Source organism: Bradyrhizobium japonicum USDA 6 (assembly GCF_000284375.1).
GTDB lineage: Bacteria > Pseudomonadota > Alphaproteobacteria > Rhizobiales > Xanthobacteraceae > Bradyrhizobium > Bradyrhizobium japonicum.
The window spans coordinates 5984176-6000412 of the sequence record NC_017249.1; the positions used below are offsets into that span (position 1 = coordinate 5984176).

At 64.4% G+C, this 16237-nt stretch carries 15 protein-coding genes and 1 pseudogene; 9 read left to right on the forward strand and 7 right to left on the reverse strand.

Annotation, left to right across the window (positions count from 1 at the left end; all coding sequences use genetic code 11):
• Positions 1-54 precede the first annotated feature (54 nt).
• The 3 genes from BJ6T_RS28455 to BJ6T_RS28465 all read left to right on the forward strand — a co-directional run bounded on the left by BJ6T_RS28455 (position 55) and on the right by BJ6T_RS28465 (position 2054).
• Positions 55-786: an SDR family oxidoreductase gene (locus BJ6T_RS28455; RefSeq protein WP_014495988.1), complete on the forward strand. Its 732-nt coding sequence runs from the start codon at positions 55-57 to the stop codon at positions 784-786.
• A gap of 120 nt (positions 787-906) precedes the next feature.
• The gene (locus tag BJ6T_RS28460) at positions 907-1653 is read left to right on the forward strand and encodes an SDR family NAD(P)-dependent oxidoreductase (RefSeq protein ID WP_014495989.1); all 747 of its coding nucleotides are present in this window, start codon (positions 907-909) and stop codon (positions 1651-1653) included.
• Positions 1654-1661: 8 nt separating this feature from the next.
• Positions 1662-2054: a GFA family protein gene (locus BJ6T_RS28465; RefSeq protein ID WP_014495990.1), complete on the forward strand. Its 393-nt coding sequence runs from the start codon at positions 1662-1664 to the stop codon at positions 2052-2054.
• A 2-nt stretch (positions 2055-2056) separates the two neighbouring features.
• On the opposite strand, the pseudogene BJ6T_RS28470 reads toward BJ6T_RS28465, so the two are convergent.
• A pseudogene (locus tag BJ6T_RS28470) lies at positions 2057-2967 on the reverse strand (DMT family transporter).
• Between the two features lie 87 nt (positions 2968-3054).
• On the opposite strand from BJ6T_RS28470, the gene BJ6T_RS28475 reads away from it, so the two are divergent.
• The 3 genes from BJ6T_RS28475 (at position 3055) to BJ6T_RS28485 (ending at position 5164) form a co-directional block, all read left to right on the forward strand.
• A complete protein-coding gene (locus tag BJ6T_RS28475; RefSeq protein WP_014495993.1) occupies positions 3055-3927 on the forward strand; it encodes a LysR family transcriptional regulator in 873 nt (290 codons plus the stop codon).
• A 71-nt stretch (positions 3928-3998) separates the two neighbouring features.
• Entirely contained in the window at positions 3999-4679 is a 681-nt protein-coding gene (locus tag BJ6T_RS28480; RefSeq protein WP_014495994.1) for a site-2 protease family protein, read from the forward strand.
• Between the two features lie 62 nt (positions 4680-4741).
• On the forward strand, positions 4742-5164 hold the full coding sequence (locus BJ6T_RS28485) for a hypothetical protein (protein WP_028169793.1): 423 nt from the start codon (positions 4742-4744) through the stop codon (positions 5162-5164).
• Here BJ6T_RS28485 and BJ6T_RS28490 read toward each other — a convergent pair.
• The 6 genes from BJ6T_RS28490 to BJ6T_RS28515 form a co-directional block, all read right to left on the reverse strand.
• Positions 5152-5967, reverse strand: a complete 816-nt coding sequence (locus BJ6T_RS28490) for an energy transducer TonB family protein (RefSeq protein ID WP_014495996.1) — start codon at positions 5965-5967, stop codon at positions 5152-5154. The two genes, BJ6T_RS28485 and BJ6T_RS28490, sit on opposite strands and share 13 nt — an antisense overlap.
• A 9-nt stretch (positions 5968-5976) precedes the next feature.
• Positions 5977-6432, reverse strand: a complete 456-nt coding sequence (gene exbD / locus BJ6T_RS28495; protein WP_014495997.1) for a TonB system transport protein ExbD — start codon at positions 6430-6432, stop codon at positions 5977-5979.
• Positions 6433-6435: 3 nt separating this feature from the next.
• Complete coding sequence (gene exbB, locus BJ6T_RS28500; RefSeq protein ID WP_028169794.1) at positions 6436-7338, reverse strand: tonB-system energizer ExbB; 903 nt, start codon at positions 7336-7338, stop codon at positions 6436-6438.
• A complete protein-coding gene (locus BJ6T_RS28505) occupies positions 7335-8024 on the reverse strand; it encodes a Fe2+-dependent dioxygenase (protein WP_028169795.1) in 690 nt (229 codons plus the stop codon). The genes exbB and BJ6T_RS28505 overlap by 4 nt, the downstream gene beginning before the upstream one ends.
• 2 nt (positions 8025-8026) lie before the next feature.
• Positions 8027-10429 (reverse strand): TonB-dependent receptor, encoded by a 2403-nt coding sequence (locus tag BJ6T_RS28510; RefSeq protein ID WP_028169796.1) that lies wholly within the window; start codon positions 10427-10429, stop codon positions 8027-8029.
• Positions 10430-10653: 224 nt separating this feature from the next.
• Entirely contained in the window at positions 10654-10893 is a 240-nt protein-coding gene (locus tag BJ6T_RS28515; RefSeq protein ID WP_014496001.1) for a hypothetical protein, read from the reverse strand.
• A 431-nt stretch (positions 10894-11324) separates the two neighbouring features.
• Between BJ6T_RS28515 and BJ6T_RS28520 the strand changes: the two genes are divergently transcribed.
• The 3 genes from BJ6T_RS28520 to BJ6T_RS28530 all read left to right on the forward strand — a co-directional run bounded on the left by BJ6T_RS28520 (position 11325) and on the right by BJ6T_RS28530 (position 16232).
• Positions 11325-12461: an efflux RND transporter periplasmic adaptor subunit gene (locus BJ6T_RS28520; RefSeq protein WP_240538000.1), complete on the forward strand. Its 1137-nt coding sequence runs from the start codon at positions 11325-11327 to the stop codon at positions 12459-12461.
• Positions 12458-15604 (forward strand): multidrug efflux RND transporter permease subunit, encoded by a 3147-nt coding sequence (locus tag BJ6T_RS28525; protein WP_014496003.1) that lies wholly within the window; start codon positions 12458-12460, stop codon positions 15602-15604. The genes BJ6T_RS28520 and BJ6T_RS28525 overlap by 4 nt, the downstream gene beginning before the upstream one ends.
• A 64-nt stretch (positions 15605-15668) precedes the next feature.
• Positions 15669-16232, forward strand: a complete 564-nt coding sequence (locus BJ6T_RS28530; protein WP_014496004.1) for an invasion associated locus B family protein — start codon at positions 15669-15671, stop codon at positions 16230-16232.
• Positions 16233-16237: the final 5 nt, after the last annotated feature.

Sequence of the window (16237 nt, forward strand, 5' to 3'; positions counted from 1 at the left end):
CGCTCCACGCAATGACGTGGGGTTGGCATTCGAATGAATACAAGGGAGAAGAAAATGGCAGACCGCCTCAAGGGAAAGCGCGCCGTCGTCACGGCTGCAGCGGCAGGCATCGGGCGCGCATGCGCCATCGCGTTCGCGCGTGAAGGCGCAACCGTCATCGCAACCGACATCAACGAGGCCGGCATTGCGGGCCTGACCAAGGAAGGCATCGCCGAGGTCGCAAAGCTCGACGTCCGCAACACCGCCGACGTCAACGCCTTCGCCAAGCGCGTCGGCAAAGTCGACATCCTGCTCAACGCGGCGGGCTTCGTGCATCACGGCACCATCCTGGAGTGCTCGGAAGAGGATTTTGACTTCTCGTTCGACCTCAACGTCAAGTCGATGCACCGGACCATCCGGGCGTTCCTGCCCGAGATGCTGGCGGGCGGCGGCGGCAGCATCGTCAACATCTCGTCCTGCGCGGCGCTGCGGCCGCCGGCCAACCGCTATGTCTACAGCGCGTCGAAGGCCGCGGTGTCGCTGCTGACGCGCGCGGTGGCGCTCGACTTCATCACCAAGGGCATCCGCTGCAACAGCATCTGCCCCGGCACGGTCGAGACGCCCTCGATGCTCGACCGCGCCGCTGCGCAGGGACCGCAGGGCAAGGAGATGTTCGTCTCCCGCCAGAAGATGGGCCGGCTCGGCACCGCCGACGAAATCGCATCCATGGCGGTCTATCTCGGCAGCGACGAAAGCGCATTCACCACCGGCGTCGACCTTGTCGTCGACGGCGGCTACATGCTCTGATCGCTCCTCATCCCGAGGAGGCGCGACAGCGCCCTCTCGAGGGATGGGCCACGGGCTTATGGTTCGAGACGCGCGCAAGTGCGCGCGCCTCACCATGAGGGATAGACAAGGGAGTTCTCGATGAACAAGATCGATCTCAACGGCCGCATTGCCGTCGTCACCGGCGGCGCGCAGGGCTTTGGCCGTGCCATCACCCGGCGTTTCATCGACTCCGGCGCCAAGGTCGCGATCTGGGATTTCGACTCGGCTCTCGCCGAGAAGACCGCGAATGAAGTCGGCGGCGAGACAAAAGTCTTCAAGGTCGACGTCACCGACCCCGCCGCCGTCGAGCAGGCGCGCGATGCGACGCTTGCCGCCTTCGGCAAGATCGACATCCTCGTCAACAATGCCGGCATCGCCGGCGTCAACAAGCCGGTCTGGGAGACCGATCTCGAGGAGTGGCGCAAGGTCCTGCGCATCAATCTGGACGGCCCTTTCATCGTCTGCAAGGCGATCGTGCCGACGATGCTCAAGCAGAAATACGGGCGGATCGTGAACATCGCCTCGATCGCCGGCAAGGAAGGCAATCCCAACGCCTCGCATTATTCGGCCTCCAAGGCCGGACTGATCGCGCTGACGAAATCGCTCGGCAAGGAATTGGCGGCACATGACATCCTCGTGAATGCGGTGACGCCGGCCGCCGCGAAGACCGCGATCTTCGACCAGATGACGCAGCAGCATATCGACTTCATGCTGTCGAAAATCCCCAAGGCGCGCTTCGTGCTGGTGGAAGAGCTCGCCGCGATGGTGAGCTGGCTAGCATCCCAAGATTGTGCCTTCTCCACCGGCGCCGTGTTTGATATTTCCGGCGGACGGGCGACCTACTGAGGCAAACCATGATCCGGGAAGGTGGATGCCTGTGCGGCGCGGTGCGGTTCAAGGCGGAGGGTGAGCCGCTCAACGTCCGCATCTGCCATTGCCGCCTGTGCCAGAAGGCGATGGGCTCGCCCTACTTTGCTCGCGCGCAATTCGATCAACGCGCGCTGACCGTCGAGGGCGACACCGGCCGCTATGCCTCGTCCGAGAACATCGACCGCGTGTTCTGCAAGCGCTGCGGCACGCGCCTGTTCTCCTGGCGGCGCAACGGCACGCTGGCGGGCGTTTCGCTCACAACCTTCGACGATCGCAACGCCTTCGCGCCGACCGAGCACATCTGGGTCTCGGAGAAGGTCGCCTGGCTGAAGCTCGACGACGGCCTGACGCAATATCAGGGCACCATCCCGGCGTGACGTCAGGCTTGCCCTGACGCAGGCACTCTCGCCGCCTGAGCGCGCCGTCCCGTCGTCGTCGCGATCCAGATCCCGGCAAACACCGCGACGATGCCGGCCGCCAGATTCCAGCGCAGCGGCTCGTTCAGCAGCCAGGCGCCGACCAGCGAGGCCGTGATCGGATTGACCGTCACCGAGATCGCGACGCGCGTCGGCGTGGTCCGCTCCAGCGCGAAGGCCCAGAGATAGAAGGTCAGCGCTGCCCCGAAGGCGCCGAGATAGAAGGCCGCCAGCCATTGCGGGGCGCCGAAGCCGGCGACGGGCGCAAAACTGCCGCGGATATAAGAGAGCAGGATGAGGCAGGCCGCCCCGCCGCCATGCTCATCGTGGTGAAGGCGATCGGGCCGGAGCGCCGGATCAGCGGCTTCGACCAGATGCCGTACAGTGCCATGCACAGCGCGGCCGCCATCATCAGGAGATCGCCGCGCCAGGCGCCAGATGGTGCCGAGGTCAGGTCTGAGAGCAGCGCCACGGCGACACCAAACGTCGCGATCACGACACCGATCGATTTGCGCCAGCTCAGGGCCTCGGCGCCGAGCACAGCGCCGATCACGAGCGACAGCAGCGGAAGTGTCGACAGAGCGAGCGCACCGCGCGCAGCGGTCGTGAAGATCAGCGACGCGTTGAACAGAATCGGAAACAGCGCGAAGAACAGGATGCCGAGCCCGGTCGCGGCGGCCCAGTCCCCTCGCCCCGGCCAGCGATCACCGCGGAGCAGCGTGAGAGGCAACAGCAGCGAGAAGCCGATGCCGAACCGGAACGAGCCGATCGCCAGCGGATCGATACTGCCCACCAGATAGCGCGTGGCGCCGATCGAGGTGCCGCCAAGCGCACTCGACAGCACCGCGGCCAGAACGCCGAAAATCTCGCCCACGATTCCTCTCAACTGCTTTGCGAGCAGCATACGAGGCGCGCCGAAACAGGGAATGGAATTTCCGTCATGCTGGGATAAGCTTTTGTCATGACCGCAGCCGTTCTCGACCCCGATCTGCTGATGGCCTTTGCCGCCGTTGCCGAGCATCGCTCCTTCACGCGCGCGGCCGTCTCGCTCAACCGCACGCAGTCCGCGGTCAGCGTCCAGATCAGGCGCCTGGAGGAGCGGATCGGCACCAAGCTGTTTCAGCGCACCAGGGCCGGCGTCGCGCTGACCGCGGCGGGCGAAGAACTCCTCGTTTATGCGAGGCGGCTGCTCGACCTCAATGCAGAGGCGATCGGTGTGCTCCGCGCACGCAAGCGCGACGCCGTGGTCCGCCTCGGCGTGATGGATGATTACGGCACGATCGTCATTCCGCCCTTGCTGGCGCGCTTTGCCCAAAACCATCCGGATATCCGGGTCGAGATCGAGACGGGGCTGACCGCGACGATGCCGGCACGGCTCGGCGAGGCCTATGACCTCGTCATCGCCATGCATCCGGGAGGCTGCGGCGACGGCGAGCTGCTCCGGCGCGAACAGACGGTCTGGGCCGCGGCCAGGACGTATCGAGCCGAAGCACAGGAGACGCTGCCGGTCGCGCTCTACCCGCCGGGCTGCCTGTTCCGGCAATGGGCTGCCGAGGCCCTCGAAGCCGCAGGCCGGCCCTGGCGCCTCGCTTTCGTCAGCCGGACGCTCGCCGCGGTCGAGGCGGTCGCGGCGCAGGGGCTCGCGATCACGGTCGTAAAGGCCGGTACCCTGCCCCCTCGCCTGCAAATTCTGTCGGAGCGCGAGGGCCTGCCGCCGTTGCCGGGAGCGGACATCCGCCTCCACCGCGCGCGCAATCTGTCGCGGCCGGCGGCGCTGCTGGCCGATCATTTACAGCTTGGGATTTCGGAACCGGCGTCCCATATCCTGACCTGACGCGTTGGCCCACCACCGGATTGGCCGGGATGGCTGCAAGGCCACGAGGCACAAACCGGGACGGACGAGCCGTGAACATTTCCATTTATGACATTTCGGTGTGGGTGCTGCCGCTGGTGCTCGCCATCACCTTCCACGAGGCCGCGCACGCCTTCGTCGCGTACCATCTCGGGGACAACACGGCCTGGCAGCTCGGCCGCGTCAGCTTCAACCCGATCAAGCATATCGATCCGTTCGGCACCCTGATCCTGCCGGCGATGCTGCTGTTCGCGCACTCGCCGTTCCTGTTCGGCTATGCCAAGCCGGTTCCCGTCAATTTCCGCAAGCTCAACCATCCCAGGCTCGACATGGTCTGGGTGGCCCTTGCCGGACCCGCCACCAACATCCTGCTGGCGCTCGCGGCGGCTCTTGCCCTGCATGCCCTGCCCCTTGCGCCGGCGGCCTCGGCCCAGTGGATCTTCGATAACCTCAAGAACGCGTTGGTGATCAACGCGGTGCTGGCGGTGTTCAACATGATGCCGATCCCGCCGCTCGACGGCGGGCGCGTCGCGGTCGGGCTGCTGCCCCGGCCGCTCGCTTTGCCGCTGGCCCGGCTCGAGCCATTCGGTATGTTGATCCTGATCGGCCTGTTGATCCTGCTGCCGCTCGCGGGCTCGCAGTTCGGTCTAAATCTTGATGTTATTTCAGGAATACTGCGAACGTTGACCGGTTATGTGATTCAGGCTGTTCTCTTCCTGACCGGCAATGGGTAGTTGGATAGAACACCCGAACACAAGCCGAATGGCTCGAGGCCGACTTGGTCAAAGCTGCCGATATGCTGATCGCGCGACGCGCGGACACCCGCGCCCGCGCCGATTTTGCCACCTGGAAGATGATGGCCAAGCTCAACGGGTCCTCCGCGCTGCCTGCCGAGGCGCAGGAGTTCCTGGTCAGCTACAAGAACCTGCTGGCGCGGATGAGCGAGGGCGAGGCCACCGAGGCCACGATCGGGGCGATCTACAAGGCCTACTATGCCGAGATGGGCGGCGCGGGAACTCCGCCCGACGTCCGCACCCGACCGCCCGAGCCGGCGGCGGACAATGTTACCGCTTTCCGCCGCCCGCCTCCGAAACCGAAGACAGCTGCCTCCTTCGTGGCAGCAACGTTTGGCGGAGCCCAGAAACGGCCGCTCCCGGTGGCGCTGATCTTCGCCTGCCTGGTCGTGGTCTATGTCGGGATCCGGCTCTACTGGCGCTGAGCCGATTTCTTCTTTTTCTTCTCGTCCGGCGGCGTGAAGATGATGTCGACGGTACGCTCGAACCGGTCTTCGGTCAGTCCGGCCGGGGGCTGCGGGATGGGATCCGACTTGCGGACAATCGAGAGCGCGGCCGCATCGTAGGCCGGATCCCCTGACGACTCCACGACGTCGACGGACAGCACGTTGCCCCTGCGGTTGATCGCGAAGCTGACCTTCACCTTCTGATTATTGGGCTGCTTGCCCTCCGGGTTGACCTTGTGGGCCGTGAGGTGCGCGCTGATCTTGCGATTCCAGTCGGTCGTAATCCTGAGGATGTCCTTGCCGAGGCCAAGCACCGGCGCCAGGGCCTTCTCGGCCTCGCGCGCGTCCTCGTCGAGTGTCTGCCGCGCCGTTGCAACCGACTGCGGCGAAGCTTCGGCAGCGGGTGTCTCGACCGCCGCGATCTTGGGATCCTCGTCCTGCGGCTTCTTCGAGAGGTTTTCGGTGACGACCCGATCGGGATCGTCGACCTGTTGCGACTGGTCCTTTGGAAGCTCGGTTTCCTTGGTCTCGGCCTTTTGCTCGGGAAGCGCCTGCTGCTCCTGCATCGCTTCGCTGTCCGGTCCCGGCGGAAGGTCGGTCTCGGGCGCCTTGGGCGAGGCCATCTCGACGGCGAACTCCGCGCCGGACGCGCCCAGGCCGTCGTCGTCGTCATCGGTCCGCAGATGGGCCAGGGCGAGCGCGGCCCCGCCCAGATGGAGCGCGAGCGCCGCCACCGCCGCCAAAATCCAGAGCTTCCGGGATGGTCTGGCTTCGTCCGACATCGTGCGCCTCTAAGGCTGACCTGCGCCTGCCGCGGGTGCTCCGGGAGCGCCTTCCAGCGCGACCAGCTTCACCCGGGAATAGCCGCCTGAGCGCAAGAGCTCCATCACACTCATCAATTCGCCATACGGCACCGAACGATCGGCGCGCAGGAAGACATACTTGTCCTTGCTCATGTCGGACAGGCCGTCGAGGGTCCCGATCAACTCGGCACGGTGGACCGGGTTTTCGCCGATCGCAAGCGTCAGATCGGGCTTGATGCTGAGATAGGTCGGCTTGTCCGGCTTCTTCTGCGGGGTCGCGCTCGAGGTCGGCAGATCGATCGGCAGGTCGACCGTGGAAAGCGGAGCTGCGACCATGAAGATGATCAGCAGCACCAGGATGACGTCGATGAACGGCGTGACGTTGATGTCATGCGTCTCGCCGAAATCGTCGTCGTCATCGTTGTCTGCGAGCGAAACGCCCATGGTTCACTCCGCCGCGCGCGAATGCGCGCTGCCGTGGCTGCGGTCGAGATCGCGCGAGAGCAGCCGCGCCGCCGCGCCCGAGGCACGGCTGACGAGCTCGAGATAGCTTTTCGTCATGCGCGAGAAGTGGTTGTAGATGATGACGGCGGGAATGGCGGCGACCAGGCCGATCGCGGTCGCGAGCAGCGCCTCGGCGATGCCGGGTGCGACGACGGCGAGGTTCGTGGTCTGCGACTTCGAGATGCCGATGAAGCTGTTCATGATGCCCCAGACCGTGCCGAACAGGCCGACGAAGGGCGACGTGGAGCCGATGGTCGCGAGCACACCCATGCCGACGCGGATGCGCCGCGCCTCCGCGCGCACGATTTCGGAAAAGCTCGAGGCCGCGCGCTCCTTGATGCCGGCATCGCTGGACAGGCCGGCCGACATCCGCGCCTCACGCAGCGCTGCCGCCAGGAAGGACGGCAGAATGCCCTGCTTGGCGCCGAGCGCCATCTGCGCTTCCGCGAGCGAGCGCGCCTCCGAGATCTTCTTCAACGCCGAACGAAGCTTTCCGGATGCGACCGACAGCTCGATCGACTTGGCAATCAGGACGGTCCAGGTCATCAGCGATGCAAAGGCGAGCCCGATCATTACCGCCTTCACGATGACGTCCGCCGACATGAACATCACCCAGGGGGACAGCTCCTTCATGGCCGGCGCGATAGCGGCCGTGTCGGCCTTCGCCGCGGGCGCCGCCGGAGCGGCAGCCGGAGCCGGAGCCGGGCTGGCCGCGGCCGGCTGAGCGGTCGCCTGTGCCGGTGCCGCCGGCTGGGTCTGTGTCTGGGCAGAAACAGGGGATACGAGCCAGGCGGCCGCCAGCATCAAGGCGGCGGCAAGGCTTGCTTGGAAGGACATGATCTTCATACTTCGGCCCAGTAGCGAATGAGGTTGTGATAGATACCCGTCAATTTGACCGTTTCGGGATCGTCACGCCCGAGCCGTTCCACCAGCGCCTGAATCGCGGTGTCGAGGTCAAAGATCATGCTCCGGGCTTGCTCGTCCCGTATCATGCTCTGAAGCCAGAAGAAAGACGCAACCCGCGTTCCCCTCGTCACCGGCGTGACGAGATGGAGGCTGGTCGAGGGATAGAGCACACAGTCCCCGGCTTGCAACTTCACTTCGTGCGAACCGTAGGTGTCCTCGATCACAAGTTCGCCACCGTCATACTCCTCCGGCTCGGCCAGGAACAGCGTGACCGACAGGTCTGTGCGGATGCGAAGGCCGGTCAGGCGGTCGCCACGGATCGCGTTGTCGACATGCAGGCCGAAATGGTGGCCGCTGCTCGCCGCATAGCGGTTGAACAGCGGCGGGAAGATCTGGAGCGGGATCGCCGCCGCGATGAAGCGCGGGTTCGAGGTCAGCGCCGAGATGATGTGGTTGCCGAGCTTGCGCGCAACCTCGCCATCCGGTGGCAATTGCTCGTTGCGCTTGACCATCGCCGACTGCGAGCCGGCGGTGGAGCGCCCGTCCTCCCATTCGCTGGCGTCCATGATGCGGCGGAATTCCGCCACATCATCTTTGCTCAGGACACCAGGCAGGCATGTCAACATGATCAGAACTTCGCCGACGTTATGACGTAGAACGCCCTGCCCGGCGCGACCGCCACGAACGGCGTCGCGCTGCGATAGAGCGTATCGTAATAGAGCTTGTTGGTGAGGTTCTGCGCGTAGAACTTCATGGTCCAGTTCTTGTCGATCTTCTTCTCGATGAACGCGTCGAAGCGCCAGTAGCTCGGGATCAGCGTGCCGGTATTGGCGCCGAAGGTGCCGCCATAGACCTTGGAGCGGAACACCGCCTGGCCGCCAAGCTCCCAGTCACCGTCGAACTTGTACTTGGTGAGCAAGCTGAACGACTGATGCGCGACGTTGGCGAGCGGCAGGCCGACATTGCCCGGGATGTTGCTCTTGGTGACCTTCGAGTCCATCAGCACGATGCCGCCGAAGATACTCCAGCGATCGGTCAGCTTGCCGCTGGCCTCGATGTCGATACCCTGGATCCGGTAGGCCGCCCCCGAGGTCAGCGTGGTGCCGACGGTCTCACGGGCATTGTCCTTCGTCGTTTGGAACAGTGCGCCGGTCACCAGCAGGTGGCGGTCGAACAGCTCCCATTTGGTGCCGACTTCCGCCCCCTTGTTCTGCTCGGGCCCGAGGATCGTAGTGCCGGTCGGCGGAGACGAGCCGTAGTCCGTGCCGGTTGCGTCGAGCTCGGAGCCGAACGGATTCGTCGAGGTCGCATAGGCCGCATAGAGGCTGCCGATCGGAACGGGCTTGTAGACGATGCCGGCGTTGTAGTTGACGAAGTCGGAGTCGACGCTGCTCGAAGCCGCCGCAATCGACGATTTCAGCTTGTAGCTGTCCCAGCGCACACCACCGTTCACGATGATGGTGTCTTCCCAGTTCGCCGTGTCCATCACGTAGACGGCGCCGCTATCGACGTTGTAGCGGGTCGGATCGCCGCCGAGCACCGGGTTGAACGGGCCGGGCGTGTTGGTATAGCCCGGCGAATACATGTTCTGCAGGGTCAAAGCGCCATTGCTGTTGAAGCCGGAGCCGAACGCTTCCGACGAGAGGCCGGTGTAGCGGCCGATTCCGATGCGTTCATTGGCCACATCGAGCCCGGTCACCGCGGTGTGCTTGACCGATCCCGTGTTGAACTTGAACGCGGCTTCTTCCTGGTTGGCGATGACGTCAACCCACTGGTTGCGGCTCTGTGCGCTCGCGGTGATCGTCCACTTGGTCGGATCGGGATTGGTCGTGATCGGCGACTGCGGCAACGTGCCGATATATTCCAGCGTCGACTGCTCCATGCGGGTCCGGCTGGTCAGGGTGATGTTGTTGGTCGGCTTGTATTCGCCGGTCAACGTGCCGAAATCCTGCCGCGCGGTCTGGAAGTCGCGATTGAGGAAGCCGTACCAGGTCCCACGCGGAATGCCCGCTTCGGTGGCCGGCACGTTGCCCTGCTTGTAATAGGGCACGCCGAAATCGGGATAGCCGCTGAGGTCGGTGTGGACGTAGTTCGTGGTGATCTTGATGTCGTTGGTCGGGGTGTACTTGGTCGAGATGAAAGTGCCCCAGCGATTGTCGGTCACGAAGTTGCGGCCGGCAACGTTGGCGTCCTGGAACAGGCCTCCGACGCGTACCGAGAAGGTCGGGTCGACGACCTGGTTGACGTCGATCGTGACGCGCTTGGTCATGTCGGTGCCGAACGTCGTCTCGGCGTTCTGGAAGTTGCGATCGGTCGCCTGCTTGGTGACGATGTTGATCGCACCGCCCGCGGTGCCGCGGCCCGCAAAGGACGAGGCCGGGCCGCGCAGGATCTCGAGCTGCTCGGTGAAGAAGTTCTCGCGGATGGAGACCGCGGGATCGCGAATGCCGTCGATGAAGACGTCGTTGCGCACGTCGAAGCCGCGGATGAAGAAGCGGTCGCCGAACGCGTTGCCGCCTTCACCCGAGCCCAGCGTTACGCCCGCGGTCGAGCGCCCGATCTCCCTCAGGGTCGTCGCGTTCTTGTCTTCGAGGATCTCCTTGGTGAGCACGGTGATGGTCTTGGGCGTGTTCAGAAGCGGCTCGGGAAACTTGCCCGAAGCCTGGACACGGTCGACCTTGTAGGGCGCGGCCGGGTCGGCATAGGGATTTGCGTCGGCCGGGCCGGAGGGCGTCGTCGGAGCCGACTGCTGAGCCTGCTGGCGCTGCGCGGCACGACGAACCGCGTTGCGGGCGCGGACCTGCTCGGGCGAAGGCTTCGAGGCCGCCGGACGCGGACGCTGGACCGGCGCGTCGACCGTCACCGGCGGCAGGTTCGACTGCTGTGCCTCCGCGCCGCTCGACACCGACGCGACCGCGATCAAGCTCGCGACGGCCGAGACCTTCTTGCCGGAAATTCCCGCGGACTTCTCATCCATCCCATTGAACGCTGCGACCGAACGCAACGACTTCGGTGCGACCACCTGCCCCATTACCAAACGCCCCATCTTCTTGTTCGCTCATTCACTTCGACGAACGATGGGTGTTGGTATCGGCCGCAAAATAGCGGGTCAATGCGAGTACACCGCGAGAACGCTTGAATAAGTCCAGATCAAAACGATTCTAAACTGCAGTTTGAAATCGTTCTAAAATCAGATTGGACTCGTTCTAAAGAGAACGCAAAATTATCGCGCGCTTGTCGGTCTCGCTCACAGCATCAATCGCTGCTCGGCGGCTTCATCAGCGAGAACAATTCGTCGACGGTTTTCTGCGCGACTGCGCGCACGCGATCGGAGTTCTCCATGCCGGCGATGTTGACGCCGTTGACGACGGCTTTGATCTCGTCGCGAAAGTCGGTCAGGAATCGCAAGGGATCGCGCTGCTCGTTAGCGACGCGTGCGATCAGTCCCGTGATCAGAATCTGGCACGCGATCAGCTTGCCGTTCAGTTCGTCCATCCTGCGCTCCCGTTGTAGCCGGGCCGATATGACCGATGCCGAATTTCCTGACAACCGAAACGCCGTGCAGGCGAATTAGAACCATTCTCACAGGGTTGATTGCGGCTCACTTCGCAGCGCAGCCGGGGCGGCCTTGCGGACAGCTCTGTAAGGTACCCACACCGGCTCCGGGCATTGCCCAAGATTTGCGCGCGGATCGTTCGCGCCGGGAAAATGCAGCACTGCACACCGTAGTGTCACGGAGCTGCCTAGACAGTGCAAAGCTTTCCAATTGTTTAGGATTCCGAACGGATAGTGCTGTTTACACTGGAACTTGGCGTGTATTATACAAGCGCGCTGGAACCCTATGATTGCTCCACAATTCGTAGTTTTGGGCGTACAAGCCAACGAGCCGACATGAAAAAACACGGCCGATCCTCTGGATTCTGATCATCGCGGCCGTGGCCTCGGCGGGTTACTATGGCTGGCAGAGATTCGGCTCGCCCGAGGCCGGAAAAGCCCAGACGGCTCAGAAGGGTCCGCCGCGCCCGCCCGCCATCCGCGTCAGCGTTTCGCCGGTCCAGAAGACCGACTTTCCGGTTTATCTGACCGGTCTCGGCACGGTTCAGGGCTTCAATACGGTACAGGTCCGAAGCCGGGTTGACGGCCAGATCGACAAGATCGCCTTCACCGAAGGCCAGATCGTCAAGCAGGACGAACTGCTGGTCTCGATCGATCCCCGCCCCTATCAAGCCGCGCTCGACCAGGCCAAGGCCAAGAAGGCGCAGGACGAGGCGAATCTGGCCAACGCCAATCTCGAACTCCAGCGCGCCATGAAGCTCGGCGAATTCGCGACCGCGCAGCGGGTGGATACCCAGCGCTCGACGGTCGCCCAGCTCAACGCCCAGATCGCGGCCGACGAAGCCGCCATCGCCAACGCGCAAACCCAGCTCGACTACACCCAGATCAAGGCGCCGATCGCCGGCGTGGCCGGGCTGCGCCTGGTCGATATCGGCAACATCGTCAACGCCTCCACGCAGACGGGAATCGTGACGATCTCGCAGGTCGAGCCGATCTCGGTGATCTTCACCGCGCCGGAAGACCAGCTGCCCTATATCAGCGAAGGCCAGAAGGCCGGTGCGCTCAAGGTGATCGCGTTCACCACCGACGGCAAGAAAACGCTGGCCGAGGGCAAGCTCGCGGTCATCAACAACCAGGTCGACACGACCAGCGGGACTATTCGGCTCAAGGCGGTGTTCGACAACAAGGAACACACGCTGTGGCCGGGCCAGTCGGTTTCGACGCGCCTTCTGGTACGCACCCTGAAGGATGCGACCGTGGTTCCGGATGACGCGGTTCAGCATTCAACCAACGGCCTCTACGCCTATACCGTCAATCAGGACAACAAGGCGGAAGTGCACAAGATCAAGGTCAGCTACGCCATCGACGGCCGTTCGGTCGTCGATGAAGGCCTGAGCCCGGGTCAGCAGGTGATCACCGGCGGCCAGTTCAAGGTCCAGCCCGGAAGCCTGGTCTCGACGGCCGTAGCAAGCTCGGATCCGAGCCAGAACAAGGTACGACAGGAATGACCGAGGGCGGGATTTCGGCACCTTTCATCCGTTATCCCATCGGCACCTCGCTGCTGATGGCCGGCATCCTCTTCGTCGGTCTCGTCGCCTATCCGCTGCTGCCGGTCGCGCCGCTGCCGCAGGTGGACTTCCCGACCATCCAGATCACGGCCAATTTGCCGGGCGGCAGCCCCGAGACGATGGCCTCGTCGGTGGCCCAGCCGCTCGAGCGGCAATTCGCCCAGATCCCCGGCATCGCCCAGATGACCTCGACGAGTTATCTCGGCACCGCCTCGATCACCATCCAGTTCGACCTCAACCGCAGCATCGACGGCGCCGCCAACGACGTGCAGGGCGCCATCAACGCCGCAAGCGGCCAATTGCCGAAGAACCTGCCCTCGCCGCCGACCTACCGCAAGGTCAACCCGGCCGACGCGCCGATCCTGCTGCTCTCGGCAACATCCGAGACGCTGCCGCTGACCACCGTCAGCGATGCCGTCGACGCCCAGCTTGCCCAGCAGATCAGCCAGCTCTCGGGCGTCGCGCAGGTCTTCATCGGCGGCCAGCAGAAACCTTCCATCCGCATTCAGATCGACCCGGCGAAGCTCGTCGCCAAGGGCCTGTCGATGGAGGACGTGCGCAGCCAGATCGCGATCACCACGGTCGACAGCCCCAAGGGCAATATCGACGGCGAGAAGCGCGCCTACACGATCTACGCCAACGACCAGCTCACCCAGTCGAAGGACTGGAACGACGTCATCATCGCCTATCGCAACGGCGGCCCCTTGCGAATCCGAGACATCGGCCAGGCGGTCAGCGGCGCCGAAGACGCCAAGCAGGCAGCCTGGGCCAACGGCAAGCGCGGCGTGTTCCTCGTCATCTTCAAGCAACCGGGCGCCAACGTCATCGAGACGGTCGACCGGATCAAGGCGACCCTGCCTCGCCTCGTGGCGGCGATCCCGCCCGCCATCAAGATCGAGCTAATCAGCGACCGCACCACGACGATCCGCGCCGCGGTCGAGGACGTCCAGTTCACGCTGCTCCTGACCATCGCCCTCGTGGTCATGGTGATCTTCCTCTTCCTGCGCAGCTTCTGGGCGACCGTGATTCCCACCATCACGGTTCCACTGGCGCTGCTGGGCGCGTGCGCCCTGATGTGGGTGGTCGGCTATTCGCTCGACAATCTGTCGCTGATGGCGCTCACCATCGCCGTCGGCTTCGTCGTCGACGACGCCATCGTGATGCTCGAGAACATCACGCGCTACATCGAGGAAGGCGAATCGCCGATGGCGGCGGCCTTCCGCGGCTCCAAGGAAATCGGCTTCACCATCGTCTCGATCAGCATCTCGCTGGTCGCGGTGCTGATCCCGCTGCTGCTGATGGGCGGCATCATCGGGCGCCTGTTCCGCGAATTCGCGGTCGTGCTGGCGATGACCATCTTCGTCTCGATGTTCGTGTCGCTGACGCTGACGCCGATGATGGCCTCGCGCTTCCTGCGCGCCCATGGCGAGGTGACCCACGGCAAGTTCTACCAGTGGAGCGAAGCCGCATTCGACGGCATGCTGCGCGGCTACGAATACGTGCTCGACCACGCGCTGGCCTGGCGGCGCACCACGCTCGCGATCTTCTTCGCCACGCTCGGCCTGTCGATCTATTTGTTCGTCCTGATCCCGAAAGGCTTCTTCCCGCAGCAGGACGTCGGCCTGATCACCGCGACCTCCGAAGCCTCGCAGGACATTTCGTTCAAGGAAATGCAGCGGCGCCAGGTCGAGCTCGGCAAGATCGTGATGGAGGATCCCGACGTCGCCACGATCGCGATGAACATCGGCGGCAGTGGCCGTGCCGGCAACAACGGCAACATGTTCATCACGCTGAAGCCGCGTAACGAGCGCAACGCGTCGGCGCAGGAGATCATTGCCCGGCTGCGTCCCAAGCTCGAGAAGGTGTCCGGCGCCCGCCTCTACATGCAGGCCGCCCAGGACGTCCGGCTCGGCGGACGGCCGACGCGCACGCAGTTTGAATTCACGCTGCAGGATGCCGATCTCACCGAGCTCAACGACTGGGCGCCGAAAATCCTCGCCAAGATGCAGACGCTGCCGCAACTGCGCGACGTCGCGACCGACCAGCAGACGCAGGGCACCACGGTCCAGCTCAAGATCAACCGCGACACCGCATCGCGCTACGGCATCCAGCCGCAGCTGATCGACGACACGCTGTATGACGCCTTCGGACAGCGGCAGGTCACGCAGTATTTCACCCAGCTCAACACCTACAAGGTGATCCTCGAGATCCTGCCGGAGCTGCAGGGCAGTCTCGACAGCCTGAACAAGCTCTACCTGAAATCGCCGCTGACCGGCGAGCAGGTGCCGCTGTCGACCTTTGCGACCTGGACCACCGATCCGGTCCGCCCGCTCTCGATCAGCCACCAGGGCCAGTTCCCGGCGATCACGATCAGCTTCAACCTCGCCCAGGGCGTCGCGCTCGGCCAGGCCACCGAAGCCGTGCAGAAGGCGATGGCCGATCTCGGCGCACCACCGACCCTGAATTCGAGCTTCCAGGGCACCGCGCAGGCGTTCCAGCAGTCGCTCGGCACCGTGCCGCTGCTGATCCTCGCAGCCCTCGTCGTGGTCTATCTGATCCTCGGCATCCTGTACGAGAGCTACATCCATCCGATCACGATTCTGTCGACCCTGCCCTCGGCCGGCGTCGGCGCGCTCCTGATCCTGATGGCGGCCGGCTTCGACTTCAGCCTCATTGCATTGATCGGAATCATTCTCCTGATCGGCATCGTGAAGAAGAACGGCATCATGATGGTCGACTTCGCCATCGCGGCCGAGCGCGACGAGCACAAGACGCCGGAGCAATCGATCCGTCAGGCCGCGCTGCTCCGCTTCCGGCCGATCATGATGACGACGATGGCCGCCCTGCTCGGCGGGGTACCGCTGATGCTCGGCCACGGCACCGGCGCCGAGATTCGCCAGCCGCTCGGCTACGCCATGGTCGGCGGCCTGATCGTCAGCCAGGCGCTGACGCTGTTCACCACCCCGGTGGTCTATCTCTATCTCGACGAGCTCAACAACTGGTTCTCGGGCTGGGGCCGTTCGGGTGACGATGAAGGTCACGAGGCGCACGAGCACGGCACCGTCAAGCAGGCCGCCGAGTAAGCTTGCGCCGCGGCTTCCGCGACGCTACAGCGAGGCCCTCGGTTCACGCCAACGCGGTTTCGCCATGTCCATGCAATCCAGACTTGTTGCCCTCGCCGCCGCCCTTCTGCTGTCGACAGGCGGCGCGTATGCCCAGCAGAGCGCCAAGAAGAACTCCCCTGCGCCGGCTGCACAACCCTCGCCTGCCCCGACGCAGCAGCCCCAGTCTGACGGTGCGCAGCAAGCCGGATGGGTCGTGCGCTGCACCAGCGTCAGCCGCGACGCGCCGCTCGAATGCGCGATGGAGCAGAACGCGGTGCTGACCAAGACCGGCCAGACCATCGTGCTGATCAACATCCGCATCGCGCCCGACACCCGCACGCCGGTGGCGCTGCTGCAATTGCCGCTCGGCCTCAACCTGCCCGTCGGGGCGAAGCTCCAGGTCGACGAGGGCAAGACATTCGACCTCCAGATCCAGACCTGCGAGAACCGCGGCTGCTACGCCTCGACGCCGATCGCTGCCGACCTGCTCGCGGCCTTGCGGTCGGGCAAGCAGCTGAAGGTCTCCTTCCAGAACATGGCCAAGGAGGCGATCGCGATCCCGATGCCGCTGGGCGATTTCGCGGCGGCCTACGACAAGATCAAGTAAGAGCT

Excerpts from the sequence above, each read along its gene's own strand:
- BJ6T_RS28515 (WP_014496001.1), bottom strand. The coding sequence starts at position 10,893 with ATGGACGAACTGAACGGCAAGCTGATCGCGTGCCAGATTCTGATCACG.
- BJ6T_RS28460 (WP_014495989.1), top strand. The coding sequence starts at position 907 with ATGAACAAGATCGATCTCAACGGCCGCATTGCCGTCGTCACCGGCGGC.
- BJ6T_RS28455 (WP_014495988.1), top strand. The coding sequence starts at position 55 with ATGGCAGACCGCCTCAAGGGAAAGCGCGCCGTCGTCACGGCTGCAGCG.
- exbD (WP_014495997.1), bottom strand. The coding sequence starts at position 6,432 with ATGGGCGTTTCGCTCGCAGACAACGATGACGACGACGATTTCGGCGAG.
- BJ6T_RS28485 (WP_028169793.1), top strand. The coding sequence starts at position 4,742 with ATGCTGATCGCGCGACGCGCGGACACCCGCGCCCGCGCCGATTTTGCC.
- BJ6T_RS28510 (WP_028169796.1), bottom strand. The coding sequence starts at position 10,429 with ATGGGGCAGGTGGTCGCACCGAAGTCGTTGCGTTCGGTCGCAGCGTTC.
- BJ6T_RS28525 (WP_014496003.1), top strand. The coding sequence starts at position 12,458 with ATGACCGAGGGCGGGATTTCGGCACCTTTCATCCGTTATCCCATCGGC.
- BJ6T_RS28475 (WP_014495993.1), top strand. The coding sequence starts at position 3,055 with ATGACCGCAGCCGTTCTCGACCCCGATCTGCTGATGGCCTTTGCCGCC.
- BJ6T_RS28490 (WP_014495996.1), bottom strand. The coding sequence starts at position 5,967 with ATGTCGGACGAAGCCAGACCATCCCGGAAGCTCTGGATTTTGGCGGCG.
- BJ6T_RS28465 (WP_014495990.1), top strand. The coding sequence starts at position 1,662 with ATGATCCGGGAAGGTGGATGCCTGTGCGGCGCGGTGCGGTTCAAGGCG.
- exbB (WP_028169794.1), bottom strand. The coding sequence starts at position 7,338 with ATGAAGATCATGTCCTTCCAAGCAAGCCTTGCCGCCGCCTTGATGCTG.
- BJ6T_RS28505 (WP_028169795.1), bottom strand. The coding sequence starts at position 8,024 with ATGTTGACATGCCTGCCTGGTGTCCTGAGCAAAGATGATGTGGCGGAA.
- BJ6T_RS28530 (WP_014496004.1), top strand. The coding sequence starts at position 15,669 with ATGTCCATGCAATCCAGACTTGTTGCCCTCGCCGCCGCCCTTCTGCTG.